This window comes from Runella zeae DSM 19591 (genome assembly GCF_000423565.1).
Lineage (GTDB): Bacteria > Bacteroidota > Bacteroidia > Cytophagales > Spirosomataceae > Runella > Runella zeae.
The window spans coordinates 205,247-230,126 of record NZ_KE384036.1 but is presented as its reverse complement, the minus strand read 5'-3'; the positions used below and the strand labels follow the sequence as shown (position 1 = coordinate 230,126).

Here is a 24,880-nt window from a genome sequence, read left to right as displayed (position 1 = left end):
TTTGTGGTACGGCATCAAATTTAAGGTTTCTTCCTTAAAAAACTCAATGCTAAGTGATTGAAGATTTTGGGCTTGTCCATGTTGGACAGATGGCCCGCACCTTTGATAATACGTTTTTGAGAATAAGGTATTTGAGTTTCTAAAATTTTGGCGATACGGTGCATACTTTCTTCGTCTTTTTCACCTACGAGGATGAGCAAGGGACTTTGGATTTTGGATAATAATTGCAAAGTACTGGGGCTGCCAAAGTCAGGATTGATGCGGGGATTGATAAAGTGATCGCCGTGATAATCGGCAATGATTTCACTCAGGTTGATAATCGCTCTATCGTCGGCAGTGTAGAGGCGAGTAAGTGGAGACCGAAGCCACACGGCTTGCTCTTCGTCGTGCCATCCGCGATGAGAGGCTAAATCTACAATCTGATTGAGGGTAGCATTAAAATCGGCAGTATAGTCAGAAAAACCGTCTAATGTAGTGTCGACAGAGATGATTTTTAGGACTCTGTCGGGGTATTTGGCCGCAAAATTCAAGGCGATATTGCCGCCCATGCCCTGGCCTACCAAATGGGCTTTTTCTACTTTGAGAAAATCAAGTAATGCTTTTAAATCTTCGGTAGGGTCGTGGGGGTCATGTGCGCGACCTGACTGCCCATAGCCGCGCACATCGTACCTTATAGCTCTAAATTTCTTGGAAAATACCGACCATTGGGCATCCCAAACGCGAGTATCTAGGGCGATACTGTGAATAAAAACCAAAGCTTCTCCGCGCCCTGCTACTTCGTAGTATAGCTTAGTGCCATTGACGGCGGCTATGGAAGAAGAGTTTTGTGCACGAACTGTCCAGGTGAGAAGCAAACAAAAACTTAGCAACGTGGATAGACGCATGGAAATTCAGAGTTTGAGATGAATAGTGATGAATCAATAGCTTTTAGTATCTATCATCATAATCATCGAAGTCGCCGGCACCAGAGCCATAGTAGCCGTCTTCATCTTGGTGTTTTTTCTTACCCAAGCCTTTGTAGAAAAGGGCTTTTTTGAGGATTGATATTTGTCCGGCATGGTATAAGTCGTGTTGTAAAATGCCGTGAAGCATGGTATAATAATCGTACTGACGCCCCGGAACGATTTCTTCCAAAAACTCGTCATCTTCTCTTTTTTCGAGTTCGGCAATGAGTTCTTCTTGGCTAAGGCTAAGTTCCATTTGTAGGGCTTCCCACTCAAACTCGTCAAAGATGGGGAAAGTCTTCCAATCACGCGCTTTAGTAACTTCGTATTCGCCGTCACCTTGGAGGCGTTTTACGACAAAAATGCGCCAAGTAGTCATATGATATACCAGTTCGGCAATGCTATGAGTATTGGGCATGATTTTTTCGGCCGCCATTTCCCACGAAACATCGCTCAATACCTCTACCACAGAGGGGCCATGCCATGCTTCTTCGCTTTCGTAAATAAGGTTAAATTGGTCAATAATGCGTAATAACTCTTCTTTTGCGTCCATTTGTGAATATATTTCGTACACGTCTGCTTAGGCACTCCATGTACTTATGTCTTTGTATGTAACTATTGAATTTTAAAATTGATTAAAACGAAAAGCAAAGTTACTCAAATCTTATTATTTCTGTGTTTTAAAAGTACACTTTACCATAAGAATCATCAGGAGATTGAGTATGCGGTAGTTGGGCACACTTAGCTAGGTTCTTAAAACAAAAAATTACGCTTTTGAACCCATTCATAATATCCTCATCACTTTTCCCATAAAAAATACCAATCGAACTAGTACTTTTGCAACAATTTTGAAGCCTCTGGAGAGAAATAAACTCTGATGGGGTGTTCAAGTATCAACATCTAACTTCATGTTTCATGTCTCGTAATTTCAAAATAGGATTATTCGTAACGGTCTGTGTGGTAGCGACTACTTTTAGTTTTTATTTTTGGCAGGTAGCTAAGACGCCCAATTTTCAAGGAGAAAAAGAAAAAGATTTTGCGCTTTTGATACCAGTGGGAGGTACCTATGAAAGTCTTTTAGATACCCTCAAAAAAAATGATGTACTCAACAATGAGATGTCTTTTCGGTTTTTGGCTAAATTTTTGGATTTACCCGAAAGAGTAAAACCCGGGCGCTACCTTTTGACCCGCAAAATGGGCAACTGGGAGGCAATCCAAAAACTCAGAAATGGACGCCAAGATGCGGTGCGGCTGACTTTTAACAATATCCGTCTCAAATCCGATTTGATACAGCGCATCGGCAACAAATTTGCTTTTGGACCAGATTCGTTGCAAGCCTTGCTCGACGACCCACAAGTATGTCAGAAATACGGCTTTGATACCGCCAATGTCGTAAGCATGTTTTTACCCAATACTTACGAGATTTATTGGACTACCAATGCCTCCAAATTTTTGGGTAGAATGTATGACGAATACCAAAAATACTGGAATACCGAACGCACAGCCAAAGCGCAGGCTATCGGGCTAACACCCATCCAAGTTTCGATTTTGGCATCGATTGTGGAAGAAGAGCAGGGACGTAAGAAAGACGAAAGACCTCGTGTGGCGGGTTTGTACATCAATCGACTCAATTCGTCGATGCCTTTACAAGCAGATCCTACCATTAAGTTTGCCCTCAAAAATTTTGAGATTAAACGGGTTCTTAACGCGCAACTTTTGGTGAAATCTCCTTACAATACTTATACCAACGTGGGACTGCCGCCAGGGCCTATCCGGGTGGCAGATTTGAATTCAATTGACGCTGTTTTGAATTACGAAAAACACGATTATACTTACATGTGTGCCAGTGCTGATTTTTCGGGTTATCATATGTTTGCCAGCAATTATGAAGACCACCTCAAGAATGCTCGCCTGTATCAAGAGGCACTAAATCGATTGAATATCAAAAAATAAAAAATACAGTATAAATGAAGAAATAAATGCGGAGAGATATTGGCCATTTATTTGACTGCCAGTTCTTTACATTGTTTTCGGATTGTTTCAATATTTGACTAAAAATATGTTTGTTTACGAAGTAAAAGGAACCCGAGTGAGGTATGCCGATACCGACCAAATGGGATACGTATATTATGGAAACTATGGGCGATTTTATGAAATAGGGAGGGTGGAGGCATTGAGGAGTATCGGGTTTTCGTATCGTGATATGGAGCAGAGTGGCACTATGATGCCCGTATATGAAAACTATTCGCGCTATCTTCAGCCTGCACGCTATGATGATGAGCTTACGATTAAAGTATTGATTCCTGAGTTGCCCGCAGCACGGGTGGTATTTCGATACGAAATTCGAAATCAAGACAATGTCTTATTGAATACCGGAGAAACAACGCTCGTGTTTTTGAGCCGTGATACCAACCGTCCAACGCGAGCACCCAAAGGCCTTCTCGAACGACTTGCGCCGTATTTTTCTTGAAACACATGAATAAATCACCGGGAGTGAATGCTTCAAAACTGGTCAACATCTAAATACCGTCAACTTCGTCGTAGCTATGCGTGGTTACACCAAAAGCGATTTTTTTCGGAAACAGTCTCTTTGGCAGATATAGCGACGATTTTATTAGAAAAAATCTTACTCTATGACATCGACCAAAGGGCCACTGCGGTAGCCTACAATTTTACATTGGCGGTATTTCCTGCGATTCTATTTTTATTTACGTTGATTCCTTACTTTCCTATTCCCGACATGCAAGTTCAGATTATGAGCTTTATGCACGATGCCATGCCGGGGGCGTTGTACGAGTTTGCTGCTGCTACGATTTACGATATCATCAGCCGTAAGCAAAGTGGTATATTATCTTTTGGTTTTATTTTCGCTCTTATTACGGCTACAAATGGCATGGGAGCGCTTATGACAGCCTTCAATATGGCGGATCGTACTTCCGAAAACCGAGGGTTTTTCAAGACCAAAGGCATTTCGATTATGCTCACAGTGCTGCTCTCGTCGGTTTTGTTTTTGGCGGTAATTGTGATTATAGGGGGAGGATTTGTAGTCGATTGGCTCCACGATACCGTGCTATTGGGAGACGATTTTACGGTTTTTTTGGTAGATGCCTTGCGGTATGGAGTTATGTTTGCTGCCTTTACATTGGCCGTCGCAATCATATATCGTTTTGCACCCAAAATCAACCACGGTTGGCGTTTTTTTAACTTGGGGGCATTGATTGCATCCCTCCTCATTATCATGGCGACCTACGGTTTTTCTTTCTATTTGTCAAACTTTAGTAGCTACAACAAGTTATATGGTTCTATCGGTACCATCATTGCGATGATGATTTGGTTTTATTTGGTAGCATTGTTACTTATTTTCGGTTTTGAGCTTAATTTAAGTATTTGGCGAGCCAAACACCAAAAAAAACGTAATCAAGCAACTTAAAAAAAATGCCGTATACAACTTGATACGGCATTTATGCACTACCCTAACCCATAAATAATGAAAAATATTTTTTACACCAGATTTTAAACGTTTAACAGAGAAAATCGTGCCAAATTGACCCGTTGAAATAGGTAAGGCTTGATATTTGATATGTTAAATTACAACTGTTTGATTATTAGTGATTTGTTGGTTGTATTTCTCTGATTTTAAAAGTTTTAAAGGATATTTGGCACGATTTTGTAGTGCTAATAGATTGCTCAATTTTTACCGTTAACTAAAAAGACAGGGAGAGGTGTAAATCAATCGCTATTAATATTTTAGATTTACTTAATAAATGTTCCCAAAATCTGTATTAAAATATTATTACTGAGGCAATGTTGCCTAACGATTAGCATGAAACCGGAAGTTACCGTAATATGTACCTGTTATAATCACGAGAATTTTGTGAGAGAGAGTTTGTTGTCTGTGATTAATCAAACGTATGAGGCTATTCAGCTGATTGTGATTGACAACGCAAGTACAGATAATTCGAGGAGGGTGATACAGCAGGTAGTGGATAAGCACCCACGCATTGTATTTATACGCAATACTTACAATATTGGCCTTTGTCGGGCTTTCAATCAAGGTTTGGAGCAAGCCTCTGGCAAATACGTCATTGATTTGGCTGCCGACGATATTATGCTTCCTGAACGTATTCAAAAACAAGTAGAGGTTTTTGAAACGCTTAACAAAGAATATGCGGTGGTGTTTTCCAACGCGGCTTATATCGACTCGACGGGCAAGAAGTTTGGGTATCATTATGCGCTTGGTGCACATGGTGGGGCAGAGGGGCAAGTACCTACGGGCGATGTATACAAAGAGATTTTGCGCCGTTATTTTATTTGTACGCCTACCATCATGATGCGTAAGTCAGTGTTGATGAAACTGGGCGGATACGATGAAAACCTTAGTTACGAAGATTTTGATTTTTTTGTTCGTTCAGCGCATGATTACAAATACCATTACATAGATGAAGTATTGACTCACAAACGGGTCTTGGATGGATCTTTGGCAACTCAGTTTTATCGAGTCGGCAATCCAATGCTCAAATCAAGCTGGGAAGTCTGCAACAAAGCGTATGATTTGAGCCGTTCGCAAGAAGAATATGATATTTTGGCAAATCGGATTCGTGAGTTTATCAAGAAATGCTTTGTAGCCGAAGACGCCGAACAAGCAGCGGCTTTTCGCAAACTTCTCAATTATATCGAAGACCCCGGCTGGGAAACAGAGCTATTGGTATGGCTCTGTCGTCTTCGTCTTCCTGTCAATTGGCTTTATCAGTATTATGCCAAGTGGCGCAATCAACGCAATCTTCAACTCATGCAGCAGGGTGTTCCGTTTGTACAATTGGAGCGCTAGAAAAAATATTATTAAAATACTGATTATCAACTTAAACGACAATTGTTGTTGTTTAGGGAATCTCACTTCAAATGACTGTTAATCGTAGTGATTATCAGAAATATAACATTTGTATTCTTTTGATTTTGCTTAATTACTTCAGATTTGTATAAAATTAGTTGGTATTATTTTTATTAGCTAGTTGTTTGTTAATTGTTTGAATTACAGGATTTTATGTTTATCGTTTGACGCTTGACGAAGAATCGTCAACTGATAGCGGCTTGTTACTTTGTACGAATTGTTTGTACTTTCATTTTCAAATTACTGGATTTTAAATTTCTGAATAATCAAATGCCCGCAGAGTTTCTGAAAATACACCCTCAAACCCCCGAACCGCGTAAGATACAGCAAGTAGTGAATAGCCTGCGCGACGGTGGCATTGTTATTTATCCTACGGATACGGTCTATGCGATGGGTTGCGATATTCACAATGCGCGAGCTGTTGAGCGCTTGGCCCGTATCAAAGGCATCAAACCCCAGAAAAATGACTTTTCGTTTATTTGTTTTGATTTGAGTCATATTGCAGATTACGCCAGAGTGAGCAACAACGCCTTCAAACTTATGAAAAGACTTTTACCGGGGCCTTTTACGTTTGTTTTGGAAGCAAGCAATCGCGTCCCCAAAGTATTGGCAAACCGCAAAACTGTCGGGATTCGTATTCCTGACCATCCCATTACTCGCCAAATCGTTTATGAACTTGACCACCCTATCATTACGACTTCTATCAAAGACGAAGATGATTTTATGGAATATCCTACCGACCCCGAAATCATTTTTGAACGCTTTCAGCACCAAGTCGATATGGTAATAGATGGTGGTTTTGGAGGCTTGATCCCTTCTACGGTCATAGATGCTACCAACGACGATTTTGACATAATTCGTGAAGGAGCAGGTGAATTTACGATTTGATACCAACTTCCAACCTTCTATATCCAATTGAAATATATTAGACCTTTATACTTCTCCAATCTTTTTTGGGGTATTTTGATGGGGCTTAGTGCAGTGTTTTTAGGGGCACAAGCAGCACCTTTTTTGTTTGGAATCGCCAAACTCATGACGGCTATTTTTGCTTTCTTGGTGTTGTTAGATCTTTTTTTGCTTTTTCGTACCAAAGAAGGGATTTTTGTCAAAAGAGATGTGTCAGACCGGCTGTCGAATGGGGACGAAAATCCCGTGACGATTTACCTCGAAAATCGCTACCCTTTCAAAACTCGCTGGGAAATAGTAGACGAAATTCCTTTTCAATTTCAGAGGAGAGATGTACTTTTTGAGGCGGAACTTTCCCCCAACGAAACCCAATTGCTTCGTTATGAGTTGCGTCCTACCAAGCGAGGCGAATATAGTTTTGGAGCGGTCAATGCTTTTATCAAAACCCCCTTGGGATTGGTCAAACGTCGGTATCAATCTTCCCAAAACAAAACCGTTGCGGTGTATCCTTCCTATCTCCAGATGCGGCAGTATGAATTGATGGCCATTTCTAACCGACTTACGGAGCTGGGTATCAAGCGGATTCGGCGTTTGGGGCACAGTATGGAGTTTGAGCAGATACGTCCTTATGTAAAAGGCGATGACGTACGAACCGTAAACTGGAAAGCCACTGCCCGTCGCAATGAGCTCATGGTCAATGCTTTCCAAGATGAGCGCTCACAAGCGGTGTATTGTTTGATAGACAAAGGGCGGGTCATGAAGTCGCCTTTTGAAGAAATGACCCTCCTCGACTATGCCATCAATGCTACACTTGTGTTGAGCAATATCGCCCTAATCAAACAAGACAAAGCGGGGCTTATCACGTTTTCGGAAGTAATAGGTCAAATATTACCCGCAGAGCGGAAGGCAGGGCAGATGCAGAAAATCCTCGAAGTGCTCTATAAACAAAAGACTCGCTACTTGGAGAGTGATTATGAGACTTTGTACGCACATGTAAAAAAACATATCCGTCAGCGGAGTTTGTTGTTGCTTTTTACCAATTTCGAAACCCTCAGTGCGATGCGGCGACAGCTGCCTTTTTTGCGGCAGTTGGCCAAAACTCACTTGCTGATTGTGGTGTTTTTTGAAAATACGGAGACCGCTTCTCTACTCAAAAGTCCCGCCGACAATACGGAAGATATTTACCTCAAAACCATAGCCGAGAGGTTTTACTACGAAAAACGGCGCGTCGTCAAAGAACTTGAACTGTACGGAATTCAGGCGATTTTGACTGTCCCCAAAGACCTCAACGCCAACACCGTCAACAAATACCTAGAATTGAAAGCGAAAGGTATGATGTGAGTGGTTTTTTGGCTTGTTGATAAGTTGACTAGAAAGTTTTATTTTTGATAAAAAGTCAAAATATTAAAACAAGATTTTTGATTAATAAAATTAGCTATGTTACAAAAAGTTTGAAAAGACTCTAGGCATTAGGAATGCTTTTAATTTGTGACAAAAGGAGAACTAATATGTACATTAAAAAAGTAATTATACAAAATATCCGTTCGATTTCTCATTTTGAAATGGATTTTCCTGAACCAGCAGGTTGGCACGTAGTTATTGGAGATAATGGATCTGGTAAATCAACAGTTGTTAAATCAATAGCTTTGGCGTTGGTAGGCCCTACAGAGGCTTTAGGGTTGAGAGCATCATGGAATGAGTGGTTGAATAGACAAAAAAATTGGGGAGAGATAGATATTAGTATAGAACCCTCTGTTGGAGACGTGCATACAGGACGAAGGGCCAAGCTTACAAGACAACTTATCCCTAATATTATACAATTTAAACGGTCGGACGAATATGTAGAATTTTTACCAAAAAAAGGGCAAAAGCCTGAACCACAAAATTATAATTGGGGGCAAGGGAAGGGATGGTTTTCGGTAGCGTATGGCCCTTTTCGGAGATTTGAAGGAGGTAACCCTGATTGGACTAAAGTATTTTATTCTCAACCAAAACTTGGGGCACACTTATCTGTTTTTGGTGAAGATGTTGCTTTGACGGAGGCAATTGAGTGGCTAGTGAAGTTAAATTATCAAATTTTAGAAAATAAAGAAGAAGGTCATATTATTGATGACATTAAAAATCTAGTTAATTCAGCTGATTTTTTGCCCCACAAGGCGGAAATAGAAAGTGTAAGCTCCAATGGAGTGGTTTTTAAAGACGGTAACGGCTCTTTAATCAGTGTAAATCAATTAAGTGATGGTTATCGTTCGATACTCAGTCTTACTTTTGAATTAATACGCCAACTAATAAGAGTGTATAATTCAGATACTGTTTTTGAGAATATTAGGCGAAACAAGATGATGATTGATTTGCCGGGTGTAGTATTGATAGATGAAATAGATGCTCATCTGCATCCTACATGGCAAACTAGAATAGGAACGTGGTTTACAAAATATTTTCCCAAACTCCAATTCATTGTCACAACTCACAGCCCATTGGTTTGCAGAGCTTGTGAGAAAGGTAGCATTTGGCGTTTGGCTTCACCTGGCGCTGCAGATGATTCTGGAGAAGTGGTTGGTTTGGAAAAAGAACGTTTAATATATGGAAATATCTTAGATGCGTATGGTACAGAATTGTTTGGAAAAACACCTGTACGCTCTGAAAAATCTGAGGAAAAACTTGAAAAACTAGGACATCTAAATATGCTATCTGCTTTGGGTAAGATAACTCCCCAAGAAGAACAAGAGCGAATAAGTTTACAAAAAATATTAAGTACGGATGATCCAACTAGTATCTAAAAAATTGAACGAAGAGATTCAAAGGGAGTTAGATATTTTGCAAGAGGCTGTAAACAATGAGCAAACTTTTGAGAAAAAAGTGGCAAAAGCAAAAAAACTTTGGAACTCCAAAGGAGGTGCGAAGGGTGAGAAAGCTTTTGAAAATGTAAGAGAAGTGCTATATGGTTTGTGTGTTTATGAAGGATTGTGTAATTACTGTGAACAAAATGAAGCCAATGACATAGAGCATATCTATCCTAAATCGTTTTTTCCTACTAAAGCCTTCTTATGGGAAAACTACCTTTTGGCTTGTAAGCAATGTAATTCTGGTTACAAGCTGGATGAATGTTATGTGTTGGACAATAACGATGATATTTTTGAGGTAAAAAGGGGAGAAGAGCCTAAATATTCGGTAGTGGCCTTTATAAATCCAAGAGTTGAAAATCCAAGTGATTTTATGATTCTAAATCTTAAAACTTTTAAGTTTGAAATAATTCCAGATTTAAACCAAAAAGATAGTAATAAAGTAAAAGCAACTCTCGAAATTCTTGAGTTAAATCAAAGAGATACACTTATCGTAGCTAGAAAAAGTGCAGGGAAGCATTACTATGAAATGATGGATAGATTAGTGAGGATACTTAAAGCGGCTAATCAGGAAGAATTACAGCAGGTACTTACGCCTTATGATGAATATTTTAACTTCTCTCAACCTTTAGATGATATAAAAAGTGAAATTAAAGCAAGTTATAAAAAATATATTGGGTCATATCAACATCCTTCTGTATGGCAGAGTATTAAAAAAATAGATAGTAAAATATCTCCTAAATGGAAGACTATATTTGAGAAAATTCCTGAGGCCCTAGATTGGTGATTTGTTAAGAGGTTATTGGATATATATAGTTTTCTCCCATAATAAAAATCAACAAACCAAACCTAAACGTATGAAACAAGTTCGCCTTCTACTCACTGGATTTGCGCTATTTTTCTCATTGGTTGAGGGAAAGGGGCAGGCGTTCAACAACCTACCTGTCACTACCCAAAAGCCGCCTTTGCATGGTAAACATTGGATGGCTATCACAGGCAAACCTCTTGCTGCTACGGCGGGTGCGATGACCTTTACCAAAGGTGGCAATGCCATCGACGCGGCTTGTGCGATGCTCGCTGCGACCTGTACTATGTGGGATGTGCTGAGCTGGGGCGGTGAAACACAGGCCCTTATCTATAATCCCAAAACCAAGAAAGTCATTGCTATCAATGCCCACGGCGTAGCACCTACGGGAGCTACGCCTGAGTTTTTTACCAACAAGGGCATGAAGTATCCACCCGAATATGGCCCTTTGGCCGCCGTCACACCCGGTACACCAGGGGGATTGATGACCATGCTTGCCGAGTATGGTACGATGTCTCTTAAGGAGGTATTGGCGCCTGCCATGCAAATGGCGGCGGGCTATCCTATTGAAGCACAAACGGCCAACTCTATCGAAAAAGGCAAAGACCTCATCAAGCAATGGCCTTATTCTAAAAAAGTGTTTTTGCCCCATCTTGGTGCCTCGCGTGAAGCGCCTGATGCGGGGGAGATTTTTGTCCAAAAAGATTTATTAAATACTCTGACCAAATTGGTCAATGCCGAGCAGCAGGCACTCGCTAAGGGCAAGTCACGCAAAGACGCGATTTATGCAGCCAATGACTTGTTTTATAAAGGCGAAATCGCCAAAGAATTTTCGAGAGGGTGTCGTGAGCAGGGTGGGTTGATTACGGAGGAGGATTTGGCCAACTGGAAAGTCAAAATCGAAGAACCCATGATGACTACTTATCGCGGAATTGAGGTCTATAAACTTCAGCAGTGGACCCAAGGGCCTGCCATGCTACAAACCCTCAATATTCTCGAAAACTTTGACTTGAAAAGCATGGGCTATAATTCGACGCGCTACATTCATACCTTGTATCAAGCGATGAACTTGGCTTTTGCCGACCGTGATTTTTATTACGGAGATCCTGCTTTTGCTCCCGAAGAACCTATGAAAGGACTGCTTTCGAAGGAATACGCCAAAGAACGCAGTAAACTAATCAAGTTTGATATGAACGACCCCAAAATAGGCCCTGGTGACCCTTATCCTTTTGAAGGAAAGGCGAATCCTTATCTTGATATGCTGAAAAATTGGGGAAGTGCCAGCTTAAACGCCCCCAAAAACAATGCTACTTTGGATGAGAAATTTCAGGAAAGTTTTACGGCAGGTACTACTTCCATTGAGGCCGCCGACGAAGAAGGCTGGGTAGTATCGGTGACTCCAAGTGGAGGGTGGGTGCCTGCTTGTATTGCAGGCAACACAGGTATCGGAATGAGCCAACGAATGCAGGCTTTTGTGCTTGACCCTAAAGAAAATCCCTATAATGTAGTGGCCCCCGGAAAGCGCCCCCGCGTAACGCTTACGCCAAGCCTCGCCCTCAAAAATGGAAAACCTTACTTGGCTTTTGCTAAGCAAGCAGGCGATGAACAAGACCAATTATTGTTACAGTTTTTTCTGAACATGGTCGAGTTTGATATGACTGTGCAAGAATCTTGTGAAGCACCAAGTTTCAAAACACAGCAGATGTATTCAAGTTTTGGCAAACACGAGCGCATCAATGGCGGCCTTACGCTCAACGAGGCTATGCCGGCTTGGACTCGAAAAGAACTAGGACGAATGGGCTATAAAATCAACTATCAAGAGCGTACAAGTGGCCCTATCAATGCCATTTACTTTGATTGGACGCACAATAGCTTTTGGGGAGGCTCCAGCAATCATGGTGAAGATTATGGCATTGGGTGGTAATCCTCTGCACTTTAGATTGATTTTAGCGCACTTCGGCTTTTAAAAAAAACGATTGGTCTAGGGGAAAATTTGTATGGTGGTGGTTTGTGCTACATTTGTGACGTTACCATCATACAATTTCCCGTCAGCCATGATAAAATCCTGTACACTACGCGCTCTTTTTTATGTGCTTCTGTGGTCATTCTGTAGCTCGGCCACCCTCTTCGCACAAACTTTCAAAATCAATGGAGCCGTCAAAGGCGGTTCTCAAAAACCACTTAACGGGGCAGTGGTGTCGCTTCTTACAGCCAAAGACTCAGCTTTTGTGAAAGCCGCCGTTACCGAAACTGACGGCCAATTTGAGTTTGTAGGTATTAAATCAAATGTGTACCTGCTGATGGTAACTCATTTGGGGCATCAAAAAAGCGTAAGTACCCCTTTTGAAGTAGGCAATGCCGATGTAAATTGGCCTACTATAGTGCTACAAGAATCCAATAAAAATTTGGCGGAGGTGACCGTAAAAGGAAAGAAGCCTTTTGTAGAAACCAAAATTGACCGTACCGTGGTCAATGTGGATGCCCTGATTAGCAATGCCGGAACAAATGCCTTGGAAGTACTCGAAAAATCGCCGGGTCTAGCAGTGGATCAAAACGGCGGCATCAGGCTCAAAGGCAAATCGGGCGTGGTGGTATTTGTGGATGATAAACCTACTTATTTGTCGGCCGATGATTTGGCCAATTACCTCAAATCTCTTCCTGCTGGCTCGGTCGAAACCATCGAAATCATGCCCAACCCTCCCGCTAAATATGATGCCGCAGGCAATGCGGGGGTAATTAATATCAGATTGAAAAAAAATGTGTTGCGAGGGTTTAATGGCGGTCTTAGCTTAAGTTATGGGCAGGGTGTGTATCGACGTACCAACAATAGCCTCAATTTCAACTATCGGGTCAATCAATTCAATTTCTTTTCTAGTCTTAGCGTCAATCAAAACAATAGCTATCAAGATCTTACGATTTGGCGGCGCTACTATGATTCGGCGGGGAAGTTTAGCTCAGCTTTTACCCAAAACTCCTACATTCAGCGTAACAATGGCGGCAATTCTGTAAAAGCAGGCTTTGATTATTATGCTTCCAAAAAAACTACTTTTGGGTTGGTACTCAATGGCTTTTATAATCCTTCTCGTAACAATGTCACAAACAAAGCCCAAGTTTTGGACGCTAAAAACGAAGTGACAAATTTTGTAGAAGCACTCAGCCCCACCGACCGAATCTGGAAAAATGGTAGTATCAACCTCAATTTTGCGCATAAGTTCGATAGTACGGGCAAAGAACTATCCACCAATATCGACTATATCCACTACCAATCTACCAGCGACCAAACACTCACCAATACCATTTTGGATGCTAAAAATCAGTTTGTGAGTAGGTCGATTTTGGTTTCGTATTTGCCTACCACTATCGATATTGGTACGGCTAAGGTAGATTATGTACATCCTACTTCGGACGGAGGAAGGTTTGAAACAGGCGTCAAAACGAGTATCATCGGTACGGGGAATATCGCCGACTTTTTCGACATTCTGGACGGAAAACCTTCGCCTAATTATGAGTTTACCAATAATTTTAATTACAACGAAAATATCAACGCCTCTTACGTCAATTATTCAAGAAATTGGAAACAATGGTCTTTACAAGCGGGATTGCGATTTGAGAATACCATCATCAAAGGGCATCAATTAGGAAACAAACAAACCAAAGACTCTACTTTTACCCGAAAATACAATAGTTTTTTCCCGACTTTGTACCTTCAATATCGCTTAGATAGTACCAATACACACCAAATGGGCTTCTCCTTTGGTCGGCGCATTGATCGGCCTAACTATCAGGATATGAATCCGTTTTCGTATCCTCTCGACCGCTTTACGTACTATGGTGGTAACCCTTTTTTGCAACCTACTTTTTCTTATAATTTTGAACTATCTCATACTTTCAAAAACAAGATTACGACTACTTTACAATACAGCATTGCCAAAAATGTAATCTCAGAAACCAATGAGCAGCGAGGCACTATTTACTACAGTCGCCCCGGAAATTTTGGGCAGCGGATTTCTTATGGTATTTCGGTAAATGGAAGTTTTCAGTTGGCAAAATGGTGGACGCTCAACCTCTATACCGAATACATCAACAATGGCTTTAAGGCAACCCTCTACGGGCAGCGTCTGGATGATTCACGGTTTTATTGGGTAGTGGTTCCTACCAATCAAATCCAAATCAATAGTTCGTGGTCGGCGGAGTTGGCGAGTTCTTATCAAAGTACTTTTTTGTTGGGGCAATTGCTCGTTTATCCGATTGGGTCGGTACGAGCAGGAATAGCCAAAAAAGTATTGAAAAACCAAGGTGCGCTTAAACTCAATGTTAGCGACATTTTTTATACCAACCAAATCAAAGGCGACATCCGAAATATCGCCAATGCCTCTGCCAATTGGTTTAGCTATCTTGATTCGCGAGTAGTGACACTGTCGTTTTCGTACCGCTTCAATAAAGGCAAAACCTTGAATTTGCGCCAAACCGGCGGCTCCGAAAACGAAAAAAGCAGGGTAAGAAGCTAGTTGATTTTGAGGGTTTTGTATTGTAAAAGATGAGCTATCGCAAACAAAATGCCTATCACTAGCAGCCCGGCTGCGTAGGTAAAGGGAATAGAGGAAAGAAGAGTGAAGTGGGGTAGGCTAGGCGAGTATTGAGGCGCGACCGAATGAGACGGCTTCCATGTATAAATACTAGCTACCATAAACAAAACCAATACTGCCGCTACAGCATACCACGCTTTGGATGGAATGATAGGGGCATATACTTTAGGCGCAACGGCCTTTCCCATGACTTTTTTGGTAAAATCATGCGACGGATGAGCGAGCGTATGGGCTTGCAGCAGGGCTTTTAGATTGCTTTCTATAAGCACAGATTGAGCTGCTTCTGCTTCAATTTTTTGCATCACTTTTTCCGTAAAACGCTCAGAAGGCGTCTCTAAACCAGCCGTTTTTAACCAATTTTTCAATGACTCCTCTTCGTTCATAATAAAGCTCTTTAAACTGTTTACTTTCAACAATTACTATCGCTTGCACTAGCTTGCCCCAAACTACCATTTGGGGCAAAAACGGTACAGCGTCTCCGACGCAAAGCTAGACCACATATAGGGTTTTCATAACAAAAATCGTAACCATTGTTCTAGTTTTTTTCGGGCACGAAACAATCTGATTTTTATATTTTCGGCCGTAAGACCAGTGATTTCTTGAATTTCTTTGACCGAATTTTCTTCTAAATAATACAACGTTACTAGCAAGGCTTCTATTTTGGGTAATCGCTGAATGGCTTCCCGTACGTAACGTTGCTGTTCGTTGGCTTCGACTGACGACGACAGTGGGTCGGGCGCGTATGTATCGGCGATTTCTTCGGTGATAGGAGCGGTATCTATGGTATTTTCTTGTATCTGCGCCAAAGCTGTGCGGTATGCAATGGTATAAAGCCAAGTCGAAAACTTAGATTTTCCTTCAAAAGTATGAAGCTGACGATAGGCTTTTACAAAACTCTCTTGGGCTATGTCTTCGGCATCCGCTTCATTGTCGCTGATTTTGAGGGCAATCGTATACACCATGTGTTTGTATTTATCCACCAAAAAAGCAAAGGCTGCGGTGTCGCCTTTCAATACTCTGTCGATATAAAATAAATCATGATGTTTCATTCTAACTCATGAGAGTGATGTTTTTGAAGATTGGTTACAAAATATTTTTCAAGTTTTTTGTAACCAACAGTTTCAATCTTCCCTCCAATGTGATGTAAACCAATCATTTTTTTCAATCATGGATGAGATATTGCGAGATTGTATTGTATCACTTACGGCGATAGGGGCGATATTCGCGATACTCTACGTCTTGTTGCTGACCCGTCACCGCGAGCGGATGTCTTTGATGGAACGCGGTCTATCTCCTGCCGAATTTAGCAATAAAAAAGGAGTTTTATCGGCTACGCTTCGTTATGGACTGCTTTTGATTGGGATTGGGGTAGGTATTTTGTTTGGCAATTTTGTCGAAATTGAGTTTGACGTTCCACGTCAAGGAGCATTCATTGCCATGATGTTTATATTTGGAGGAATAGGCTTGATAATCAGCTTTTTGATTGAAAGAAAAATCAATAAGTAAATGTTACTATAAGTCTCCTCAAGCCCCACGCCTTTAGGCTGGGGTCTAAAAGTAATAAGCGCATTTTGAGGTTTTAGCCCTGAATTTTTATATCAAGATATTGTAAATCAAGCTTGAAGTCCCGAAAGATAAGGCCTCTCTATTTTTCCCAACCTAAAGTTGGAGGCTGAGTAGGGTTTAAGAAAATTACAAAGTTTAGTTTAAGTAAATCTAATTTTTTATAACACAACAATAATACAGCAATGAAAACTATCTTTTTGACGGCTTTCTTGGTAGCCGCCACCCTCTTGGGCTATGCCCAAACTTCCCTTTTCCAAACGATTCAGAAGCAAGACAGTTTGCTGTTTGGAATCACCTTCAATACTTGTGACTTGGCTCCGCTTGAATATTTGGTAAGCGAAAATTTTGAATTTTATCACGACAAAGGCGGAATTACCAACGGTAAAAGGGATTTTATTAATAGTTTTAAAAATGGTCTTTGTGCGCATCCTGAAAGGTATCAATCGCGTCGGGCGTTGGTAAAAGGAAGCATGGAAGTGTATCCGCTCGAAAAAAATGGCGTGCTCTACGGAGCGATTCAAGTGGGGCGGCATCGGTTTTATGAAAACATAAAAGGACAGCCTGAGCGCTTCGCGAGCATTGCCCGTTTTACGCATTTGTGGCTGCTCGAAGAAGGGCAGTGGCGGCTGGGACGGGGGCTTAGCTATGACCATCAGACGATTGATGCGACTGACAATGAACAAGTTGTTTTTGAAAGTGATGTCGCCGTAGAAAAATGGCTCGCCGAATCCCACATTCCTGCGTTGGGCTTGGGTATCATCCGAGAAGGTCAATTGAAGGAAATAAAAGTGTATGGAAATTTGAAAAAAGAGGTGTCTGCCCCCTACAATGCGCTTTTCAATGTAGCTTCGCTGACAAAACCCGTCGTGGCAATGCTTACTTTACGCTTGGTAAGTGCGAGTCAATGGAACTTGGACGAGCCGCTGTTTCATTATTGGATTGATCCAGATTTGAAAAACGATCCTCGTCACCAAAAACTAACTACCCGCCATGTATTGACCCACCAAACGGGTTTCCCGAATTGGCGTTGGACCAACGCTGACCAAAAATTGGCTTTTGGTAGCGACCCCGGTACCAAATATGGGTATTCGGGCGAAGGGTTTGAGTATTTGCGCAAAGCTTTGGAGAAAAAGTTTAAAAAGCCCTTAGATGTACTTGCCAAGGAGATGTTGCTAACGCCGACGGGTATGGACGACACACAATTTTATTGGAATAGTACCGTCGATGAAGCGCGTTTTGCAGTGGGTCACAATCCGAAAGGGGACACCTATAAAATCAATAAAAATACCTACGCCAATGCCGCCGACGATTTGCTGACGACGGTAGAAGATTATGGTAAATTTTTGGTGTCGGTCATGAATGCCAAAGGATTGAGTAAAGACATTTTCAACGAAATGGTAAGTCATCAAGTAAAAACCAAAGCACACAAATACTTTGGTTTGGGGTGGGAAATTTATGATTTTGGTGAGGGAGAATATGCCTTGTCCCACGGCGGCGCCGACGAAGGTGTAAGAACCCAAGTGTTTTTGTTACCCAAATCTAAAGATGCGGTGATTATCTTTACCAATGTCGATGACGGACATAAGCTCTATGGCCCGCTGCTCAAAATGTATTTGGGAAAGTATGGTCAGCAAATCATAGATATTGAAACCAAAAATCACTAATGAAAGAGCGTGGGTTGAGGAATAAATGTGGATTTAGTAAATCAAATACTAAACTGTATATTGCACCAAACAAAGCATAAACATTTATGATGGATTTTAGTATGTTTCGGTGGCTCAACCCTCCCGCCGTCTTTGAGATAAAAGCAGAAAGCTTGCGCGTGGTTACACAGCCTAAAACCGATTTTTGGCAAAGAACCTACTACGGGTTTCAAAATGACAACGCGCCTGCTTTTTTGCGAAGTATTAAGGATGATTTTTCATTCACGGTCAAAACCACTTTTGATTCTCACACTCAATTTGACCAATGTGGGCTTATTATTTATCAAGACAGTGAAAATTGGTTTAAAGCTTCTATTGAGTACGAAAATTCAGAAGTAGCTCGCTTGGGGAGTGTGGTTACCAATTTGGGTTATTCTGACTGGGCCACTACCGATATTTCGGCTCAAATACGTACCATGTGGTATCGTCTTTCGCGGCGTGGGCAGGATTTTTTGATTGAAAATTCTGAAAATGGGCAGCAATTCAATCAAATGCGTATTTTTCATTTACACCAACCTTTAGAAGAAGTTTATTTTGGAGTATATGCTTGTAGTCCTTTGGCGTCAAGTTTTGAGGCCTTGTTTACTGATTTTAGCTTGACTCCAAGTACGTGGGCATTACACCCTGTTTAGTTTAGTAAAAAAACAGGATGGATAGTAACTATCGTTTCAATCGTCATACCTTTGTCCCAAAAATATTTTCCCATGATTACGATTCAGAATGATTTTCTTTTAGCCAAAATTAACCCCAAAGGTGCCGAACTTACTAGCCTGTTTTTGAAATCGGCTCAAATTGATTTTATGTGGGAAGGAAATCCAGCGTTTTGGGGAAAACATTCGCCTGTACTATTTCCAATCGTGGGAGGGCTCAAAAACAATACCTATTACTTCAATCAGCAGGCATATCAGTTGCCCAGGCACGGTTTTGCACGGGACAAGGTCTTTGTGGTAGAGCAGCAAGAAAATGATTCGGTTACTTTAATGCTTACCCATGATGAAAGCACATTGGCAGTTTATCCTTTTGAGTTTACTTTTCGGATTCGGTATGTTTTAAGAGATAATGGTTTGAGTGTGAGTTATTTGGTTGAAAATACGGGAAAAGATACGATGTGGTTTTCGGTAGGAGGGCATCCTGCTTTCAAAATCCCTCTGACCGAAGGTGCTAGTTATGAGGATTATTCGCTGTGTTTTGATGAAACGGAAGATTGGGCAAGATGGCCACTTACTTCGGAGGGGCTGATACAAACCGAGCCTGTGTTGTTGGCCGAACAAACGAGCGATTTGTTTTTATCGAAGGAATTGTTTTATGAAGATGCGCTTGTGTTTAAAAATTACCGTTCCCAAAGTGTATTGTTGTACTCCCCCAAATCTCCGCATTCGCTTCGATTTGATTTTGCTGGTTTTCCTTATTTGGGGATTTGGGCGGCCAAAAACGCCGATTTTGTGTGTATTGAGCCGTGGTGTGGTATTGCAGATTCGGTAAATCACACCCAAGACCTCACCCAAAAAGAAGGCATTATAGCACTTCCTTCTCAGGAGAGTTTTGAAAGGACTTGGGAGGTTACTTTGGAGTAGGGGAGATAATACTCCTAAAAACCATTGATGTTTGTAGCGGTAAGTAGTTTTTAGAAAGTCGGAGACTTTATGCCGTTTGCGTCCCCACATCATGTCGGGACGAGTGAGAGATAGTCCCTTCGTGTCGGCAAACTTATGACCAAACGTCACTTTTTAACTTGCCTTTTCTTCCAATAGCCCCTTCAACACTTGCCATACATTTTCGGCTACTATTTTGGCCCCTTCGGCGTTGGGGTGAATACCGTCTTTTTGGTTGAGTTTGACTTCTCCGCCTACATTTTCAAGCAAAAATGGAATCAAGGCTATCTCGTTTTTTTGCGCCAATTCAGGATAAATGACTTTGAACTCATCGGCGTATTTTTTGCCCATGCTAGGAGGTACTTGCATTCCTGCCAAGATGATTTTGGCGGCGGGGTATTTGGCTTTTACTTTGTCAATCATCGCTTGGAGGTTTTTACGGGTTTCGGTAGCTGGAATGCCACGCAAGCCGTCGTTGCCCCCAAGTTCCAAAATAAAGATGTCAACGGGATTTTTGAGTACCCACTCTAAGCGGCTATTACCTCCGGCGGTAGTTTCTCCACTTAAGCCAGCATTGATGATTTTATAGGGTAAGTGAAGTGAATCTAAGCGGTTTTGTAGCTGCGAAGGATACGATTCGGCAGGTTCGAGGCCGTAGCCGGCGGTGAGGCTATTGCCAAAAATCAAGATGTTTTTGGTTTTTTGGGACGGGGTCTCTGTCTTATTTTGGGAGGGAGTACTGCTATTTTCGGCACTTTTTTCTCCATTACTACAACCTAACACGGTCATCACCAAAAAATAAAGCAAGAATATTGAAACTATTTTAGACATAATGTATTTTGTTTATCAGTAAGTTGATACCTTGTAAGGGATGCAATTGAGAATCAAAAAGTCGAAAACTGGTGACGAATCGCCTAATTCCCAAATTAAAGAGGTAACTCTTTCGCATTGACAAAATAAAACTAAAAAACGTTCATGGCAAATATACTCCAACTTCAGCAAGTTAGTAAGGTTTATCGCAGCGGCAATCGAGATTTGAAAGTGTTAGATGAGGTCAATTTTTCGGTAGAAACAGGCTCGATACTGTCGATTGTGGGACCTTCGGGAAGTGGTAAAACTACCTTGTTGGGATTGTGTGCGGGTTTGGATAGAGCGAGTTCGGGGAGTGTAGAACTCAACGGAATCAGACTCAACAACCTCAACGAAGACCAATTGGCCGATGTTCGTAATCGCTACGTAGGTTTTATTTTTCAAAACTTTCAGTTGTTGCCTACCCTTACTGCTCTCGAAAATGTAATGGTGCCGCTGGAGCTGCGCGGTGAAAAAAACGTCAAAAATCGAGCATTGGATTTGTTAGATAAAGTAGGCTTGGCCGACCGTGGGCATCATTATCCTACGCAGCTAAGTGGAGGTGAACAGCAGCGGGTATCGCTGGCGCGGGCTTTTTCTAACCAACCTCAAATTCTTTTTGCGGATGAACCCACCGGAAATCTTGACGCCGAAACGAGTGAGAAGGTAGAGAAACTACTTTTTGACTTAAACAAAGAAGCCGGAACGACCTTAGTCCTTGTAACTCACAACCTTGAACTTGCCGCTAAGACTCAGCGCATTGTACGTATCAAAGGTGGGAAAGTTGTTTCTGATGTTGTTGTTTCTTAAAATAAAAGACTTGCTAAGTTTTTAAAACTTGGCAAGTCTGAATCAAGTTTAAAGTCTGCACAAAACCTAACATGAATTCAAAAATAAATTTCAGTTGGCTTCTCAAAATGGCTTGGCGCGATAGTCGCCGCAATTATTCTCGATTGTTGCTTTTTATTTCTTCTATCGTTTTGGGTATTGCAGCGCTGGTAGCGATTTATTCATTGGGCTACAATCTCCAAGAAAATATCGATGGGCAAGCCGCCGAACTCCTCGGTGCCGACCTTGAACTATCCGACAATACACCGCCTACTCCCAAAATAGCGGCGTTGATTGATTCATTGGGCGGGCAGCAGTCAGAAGAAAGGAGTTTTGCGTCGATGATTTATTTCCCTAAAAATGCAGGTACCCGATTGGCACAAGTAAGGGCTTTGGAGGGCGATTTTCCTTATTATGGTCAACTCGAAACGACCCCTGCAACGGCGGCCAAAAGCTTTAGAAATCAAAAAGCCGCCCTTGTTGATCAGACTTTGATGCTTCAGTATCAGGCTCAAGTAGGAGATTCTATCAAGGTAGGGGAGGTTACGTTTTTGATTGCGGGTATTCTTACCAAAGCCCCCGGTCAAACGGGTATTGCGGCTACAGTAGCGCCTTCGGTTTATATTCCATTATCCTATCTTACTCAAACAGGGCTTGCCCAAAAAGGAAGCCGAATCGTGTATCGTTATTATTTTAAGTTTGTGCCTAAAACCAATATCGAACAACTTGTCAAAAAAATTGAGCCTACGCTCGAAGCCGAAGATTATAATTTCCGAACCGTAGAAAGCCAAAAACAAGATACGGGTCGTACATTCCGGGACTTGACGCGCTTTTTGAGTTTGGTAGGTTTTATTGCGTTGTTGTTGGGCTGCGTGGGAGTCGCGAGTGCTATTCATATTTATATCCGCGAAAAAATCAGCTCAATAGCTATTTTACGCTGTTTGGGAGTGAAGGCATCGCAGGCTTTTTTGATTTATTTGATTCAGATTTCGGGGCTAGGGCTGCTCGGTTCCCTACTCGGCGCGAGTTTAGGGGCAATTATTCAGCAATTTTTGCCAGCTGTTTTGCAAGACTTTTTGCCCTTTGAATTAGAAACTTCTCTTTCGTGGGTGTCGATTGGACAAGGGATTTTGTTGGGGGTGATTATTTCCAATCTCTTTGCGCTTTTGTCGCTTATCTCGATTCGCACCATTTCTCCTCTGAATGTACTGCGTGAATCTTTTGAGAACGTGACTTTGAGCAGAGACCCACTCAAATGGGTCATATATGCCCTTATTTTACTTTTTGTGTTTGGGTTTACGTGGCTTCAAATGAAAAAATGGACCGATGCCCTGGCCTTTACGGTAGGAGTAACCTTTGCTTTTTTGTTGTTGACCGCCATGGCGACTGTGTTGATGTGGGCTGTTCGGCGCTTTTTTCCTTCAGCTTGGGGCTATTTGGCAAGGCAAGGACTGGCAAATTTGTACCGTCCCAACAATCAAACCATTATTTTGGTGGTATCGATAGGACTAGGTACGATGTTTATTTGTACCCTTATTTTTATCCAAACGATATTGCTCGACCGTATCAAACTCTCTACCGACGGCGACCAGCCCAATATGGTGCTTTTTGATATTCAAAGTCCTCAAAAAACAGCCGTTACGGCATTGTTAAAACAGCAGCGACTGTCTGTTTTGCAGTCGGTTCCGATTGTGACGATGCGTTTGGAACAGCTCAACGGACAAACTTCTACTGAGGCTTTAAAAGACACCACCACGCGCCGCTGGCGGGGGCTTTTTAGTCGCGAATATCGCGTTACCTTCCGCGATTCGCTTATTTCGAGCGAAAAAATCGTGAAGGGGAAATGGATAGGTGAAGTCAAGGATTTTGGTGGAGTAGTGCCAATTTCGATAGAAGATGGCTATGCCGAGCGTAATGTCATCAATATCGGTGATACCCTTACTTTCAATGTGCAAGGTACGATTTTGACCACTGTAGTAGCGAGCTATCGAGACATAGATTGGGGTGGAGTACAGACCAATTTTTTGGTGTTGTTTCCCAAAGGAGTATTAGAAGAAGCCCCTCAGTTTCACGTGCTATTGACCCACGTACCCAACAATGAGGTATCGGCGCGTTTTCAGCAGACTGTGGTGCAACAGTTCCCCAATGTATCGATGGTGGACTTGGGGTTGATTCTTACGGTATTGGACGAAATATCTACCAAAATCAGTTTTGTGATTCGTTTTATGGCGGGGTTTAGTATTCTGACGGGGCTGATAGTATTGATTGCATCGGTGCTTATTTCCAAATACCAACGGATTCGGGAAAGTATTCTTTTACGGACCCTTGGAGCAAGCCGTCGGCAGATTTTGGTGATTACGGCTTTGGAATATTTTTTCTTGGGAACTTTGGCGGCTAGTACGGGGATTTTGTTGGCGGTAGCTGGTAGCTGGGCCTTAGCCCGTTTTAGTTTTGAAACCCCTTTCAATCCTCAATTTTTGCCGATACTTATTGTGTTTTTGGTCGTAACATCCATTACGGTCATCATCGGAATCGTCAATAGTTGGGGTATTTTGTCACGCTCGCCATTGGAGGTGCTGCGCCAAGATGGGTAGGGATTTAAATTTTTTTTATCCTATAATTGTTTGCCTAAATATAAGTTTGATGCTGAGGTTTACGTTTTGACTTTGAGGAGGTTGTGTGAAAAAAATATAAATTTGGAGAAAACAAATAATGCCAAAACAATGAAAACGACAATCCAAATAGATTTTACTTTTGAGCAAGTCTTATCTTTAGTGAGACAGCTGCCTAAACAACAAAAAATTCAGTTGAGTAGGGAATTAGAGAAAGAAGTGATTGACTCAAAACTATCTAAACTTTTGAATACATTTAAGTCTGATGAATTGGATTTAGAGGTTATTGAAGAAGAAGTTGAAAACGTGAGACGAGAAATGTATGAAAAGCAAAAGCATTAGAGTTATTTTTGACACTAATGTTTGGATTAGCTTTTTGATTGGTAAGAGACTAAGCTATATCAAAGCGTTTGTGGTAGATAGACGAATTACAATTATCATAACAGAGCAGCTTCTTACTGAAATTAAAGTAGTGACTAGCCGAGAAAAACTACAGAAGTATTTCCCGAAAAATAGTGTGATTGAGTTGATAGAATTACTGGAAAATATCAGCGAAAAAGTGGATATCAGTCCTCTCCATTTTATCAGTCGTGATCCTAAAGATAACTTTTTGCTAGATCTTATTCATTTTTCCAAAGCCGATTATTTAGTGACTGGAGATAAAGATTTGTTAGAGCATCATCCCTTTAAAACCGCTCAAATATTGAATCCTGCTGAATTTGAAGTACAACTTTTAACAAGAAAATGGTAAAGAAACC

At 41.5% G+C, this 24,880-nt stretch carries 23 protein-coding genes; 18 read left to right on the top strand and 5 right to left on the bottom strand.

Annotated features, from left to right (window positions below; all coding sequences use genetic code 11):
- Positions 1 to 20 precede the first annotated feature (20 nt).
- Both G563_RS0119455 and G563_RS0119450 read right to left on the bottom strand, forming a co-directional pair.
- Positions 21 to 884 (bottom strand): alpha/beta fold hydrolase, encoded by an 864-nt coding sequence (locus tag G563_RS0119455; RefSeq protein WP_084650914.1) that lies wholly within the window; start codon positions 882 to 884, stop codon positions 21 to 23.
- A 43-nt stretch (positions 885 to 927) separates the two neighbouring features.
- The gene (locus G563_RS0119450) at positions 928 to 1,497 is read right to left on the bottom strand and encodes a DinB family protein (RefSeq protein WP_028666772.1); all 570 of its coding nucleotides are present in this window, start codon (positions 1,495 to 1,497) and stop codon (positions 928 to 930) included.
- 362 nt (positions 1,498 to 1,859) lie between these two features.
- Between G563_RS0119450 and mltG the strand changes: the two genes are divergently transcribed.
- From mltG to G563_RS0119400, 10 genes are all read left to right on the top strand, one after another.
- The gene (gene mltG, locus G563_RS0119445; protein ID WP_028666771.1) at positions 1,860 to 2,897 is read left to right on the top strand and encodes an endolytic transglycosylase MltG; all 1,038 of its coding nucleotides are present in this window, start codon (positions 1,860 to 1,862) and stop codon (positions 2,895 to 2,897) included.
- Between the two features lie 106 nt (positions 2,898 to 3,003).
- Entirely contained in the window at positions 3,004 to 3,414 is a 411-nt protein-coding gene (locus tag G563_RS0119440; RefSeq protein WP_028666770.1) for an acyl-CoA thioesterase, read from the top strand.
- Between the two features lie 27 nt (positions 3,415 to 3,441).
- A complete protein-coding gene (locus G563_RS35320; RefSeq protein WP_037327545.1) occupies positions 3,442 to 4,374 on the top strand; it encodes a YihY/virulence factor BrkB family protein in 933 nt (310 codons plus the stop codon).
- Between the two features lie 393 nt (positions 4,375 to 4,767).
- The gene (locus G563_RS0119430) at positions 4,768 to 5,772 is read left to right on the top strand and encodes a glycosyltransferase family 2 protein (protein ID WP_037327542.1); all 1,005 of its coding nucleotides are present in this window, start codon (positions 4,768 to 4,770) and stop codon (positions 5,770 to 5,772) included.
- A 330-nt stretch (positions 5,773 to 6,102) separates the two neighbouring features.
- On the top strand, positions 6,103 to 6,720 hold the full coding sequence (locus G563_RS0119425) for an L-threonylcarbamoyladenylate synthase (RefSeq protein WP_028666768.1): 618 nt from the start codon (positions 6,103 to 6,105) through the stop codon (positions 6,718 to 6,720).
- A gap of 27 nt (positions 6,721 to 6,747) precedes the next feature.
- Positions 6,748 to 8,079, top strand: coding sequence for a DUF58 domain-containing protein (locus G563_RS0119420; RefSeq protein ID WP_028666767.1), 1,332 nt, complete (start codon positions 6,748 to 6,750; stop codon positions 8,077 to 8,079).
- A gap of 167 nt (positions 8,080 to 8,246) precedes the next feature.
- A complete protein-coding gene (locus tag G563_RS0119415) occupies positions 8,247 to 9,518 on the top strand; it encodes an AAA family ATPase (protein WP_028666766.1) in 1,272 nt (423 codons plus the stop codon).
- A 4-nt stretch (positions 9,519 to 9,522) separates the two neighbouring features.
- Positions 9,523 to 10,368 carry an HNH endonuclease family protein gene (locus tag G563_RS0119410; protein WP_157585483.1) on the top strand — a complete coding sequence of 282 codons (846 nt, stop codon included), beginning with the start codon at positions 9,523 to 9,525 and terminating at the stop codon, positions 10,366 to 10,368.
- Between the two features lie 70 nt (positions 10,369 to 10,438).
- Positions 10,439 to 12,310, top strand: coding sequence for a gamma-glutamyltransferase family protein (locus G563_RS0119405; RefSeq protein ID WP_028666764.1), 1,872 nt, complete (start codon positions 10,439 to 10,441; stop codon positions 12,308 to 12,310).
- Between the two features lie 130 nt (positions 12,311 to 12,440).
- On the top strand, positions 12,441 to 14,894 hold the full coding sequence (locus G563_RS0119400; RefSeq protein WP_028666763.1) for a TonB-dependent receptor: 2,454 nt from the start codon (positions 12,441 to 12,443) through the stop codon (positions 14,892 to 14,894).
- Here G563_RS0119400 and G563_RS0119395 read toward each other — a convergent pair.
- Both G563_RS0119395 and G563_RS0119390 read right to left on the bottom strand, forming a co-directional pair.
- Positions 14,891 to 15,355 carry a hypothetical protein gene (locus G563_RS0119395; RefSeq protein ID WP_028666762.1) on the bottom strand — a complete coding sequence of 155 codons (465 nt, stop codon included), beginning with the start codon at positions 15,353 to 15,355 and terminating at the stop codon, positions 14,891 to 14,893. The genes G563_RS0119400 and G563_RS0119395 overlap by 4 nt on opposite strands.
- Positions 15,356 to 15,481: 126 nt before the next feature.
- On the bottom strand, positions 15,482 to 16,021 hold the full coding sequence (locus tag G563_RS0119390) for an RNA polymerase sigma factor (RefSeq protein WP_028666761.1): 540 nt from the start codon (positions 16,019 to 16,021) through the stop codon (positions 15,482 to 15,484).
- A gap of 118 nt (positions 16,022 to 16,139) precedes the next feature.
- Between G563_RS0119390 and G563_RS0119380 the strand changes: the two genes are divergently transcribed.
- From G563_RS0119380 to G563_RS0119365, 4 genes are all read left to right on the top strand, one after another.
- Positions 16,140 to 16,478 (top strand): DUF6249 domain-containing protein, encoded by a 339-nt coding sequence (locus G563_RS0119380; protein ID WP_037327538.1) that lies wholly within the window; start codon positions 16,140 to 16,142, stop codon positions 16,476 to 16,478.
- A 242-nt stretch (positions 16,479 to 16,720) separates the two neighbouring features.
- Positions 16,721 to 18,202, top strand: coding sequence for a serine hydrolase domain-containing protein (locus G563_RS0119375; protein WP_028666759.1), 1,482 nt, complete (start codon positions 16,721 to 16,723; stop codon positions 18,200 to 18,202).
- A gap of 86 nt (positions 18,203 to 18,288) precedes the next feature.
- Positions 18,289 to 18,873, top strand: coding sequence for a DUF1349 domain-containing protein (locus G563_RS0119370; RefSeq protein ID WP_028666758.1), 585 nt, complete (start codon positions 18,289 to 18,291; stop codon positions 18,871 to 18,873).
- A 72-nt stretch (positions 18,874 to 18,945) separates the two neighbouring features.
- Entirely contained in the window at positions 18,946 to 19,815 is an 870-nt protein-coding gene (locus G563_RS0119365) for an aldose 1-epimerase family protein (protein WP_028666757.1), read from the top strand.
- Between the two features lie 153 nt (positions 19,816 to 19,968).
- Here the strand turns inward: G563_RS0119365 and G563_RS0119360 are convergent, their stop codons facing one another.
- The gene (locus G563_RS0119360; protein WP_028666756.1) at positions 19,969 to 20,664 is read right to left on the bottom strand and encodes an arylesterase; all 696 of its coding nucleotides are present in this window, start codon (positions 20,662 to 20,664) and stop codon (positions 19,969 to 19,971) included.
- A 144-nt stretch (positions 20,665 to 20,808) separates the two neighbouring features.
- Between G563_RS0119360 and G563_RS0119355 the strand changes: the two genes are divergently transcribed.
- The 4 genes from G563_RS0119355 (at position 20,809) to G563_RS0119340 (ending at position 24,873) form a co-directional block, all read left to right on the top strand.
- Positions 20,809 to 21,492: an ABC transporter ATP-binding protein gene (locus tag G563_RS0119355; protein ID WP_028666755.1), complete on the top strand. Its 684-nt coding sequence runs from the start codon at positions 20,809 to 20,811 to the stop codon at positions 21,490 to 21,492.
- 71 nt (positions 21,493 to 21,563) lie between these two features.
- The gene (locus tag G563_RS0119350) at positions 21,564 to 24,104 is read left to right on the top strand and encodes an ABC transporter permease (RefSeq protein WP_028666754.1); all 2,541 of its coding nucleotides are present in this window, start codon (positions 21,564 to 21,566) and stop codon (positions 24,102 to 24,104) included.
- 129 nt (positions 24,105 to 24,233) lie between these two features.
- Complete coding sequence (gene vap15 / locus G563_RS0119345; RefSeq protein WP_028666753.1) at positions 24,234 to 24,464, top strand: type II toxin-antitoxin system VapB15 family antitoxin; 231 nt, start codon at positions 24,234 to 24,236, stop codon at positions 24,462 to 24,464.
- On the top strand, positions 24,445 to 24,873 hold the full coding sequence (locus G563_RS0119340; protein ID WP_028666752.1) for a putative toxin-antitoxin system toxin component, PIN family: 429 nt from the start codon (positions 24,445 to 24,447) through the stop codon (positions 24,871 to 24,873). Before vap15 ends, G563_RS0119340 begins: the two co-directional genes overlap by 20 nt.
- Positions 24,874 to 24,880: the final 7 nt, after the last annotated feature.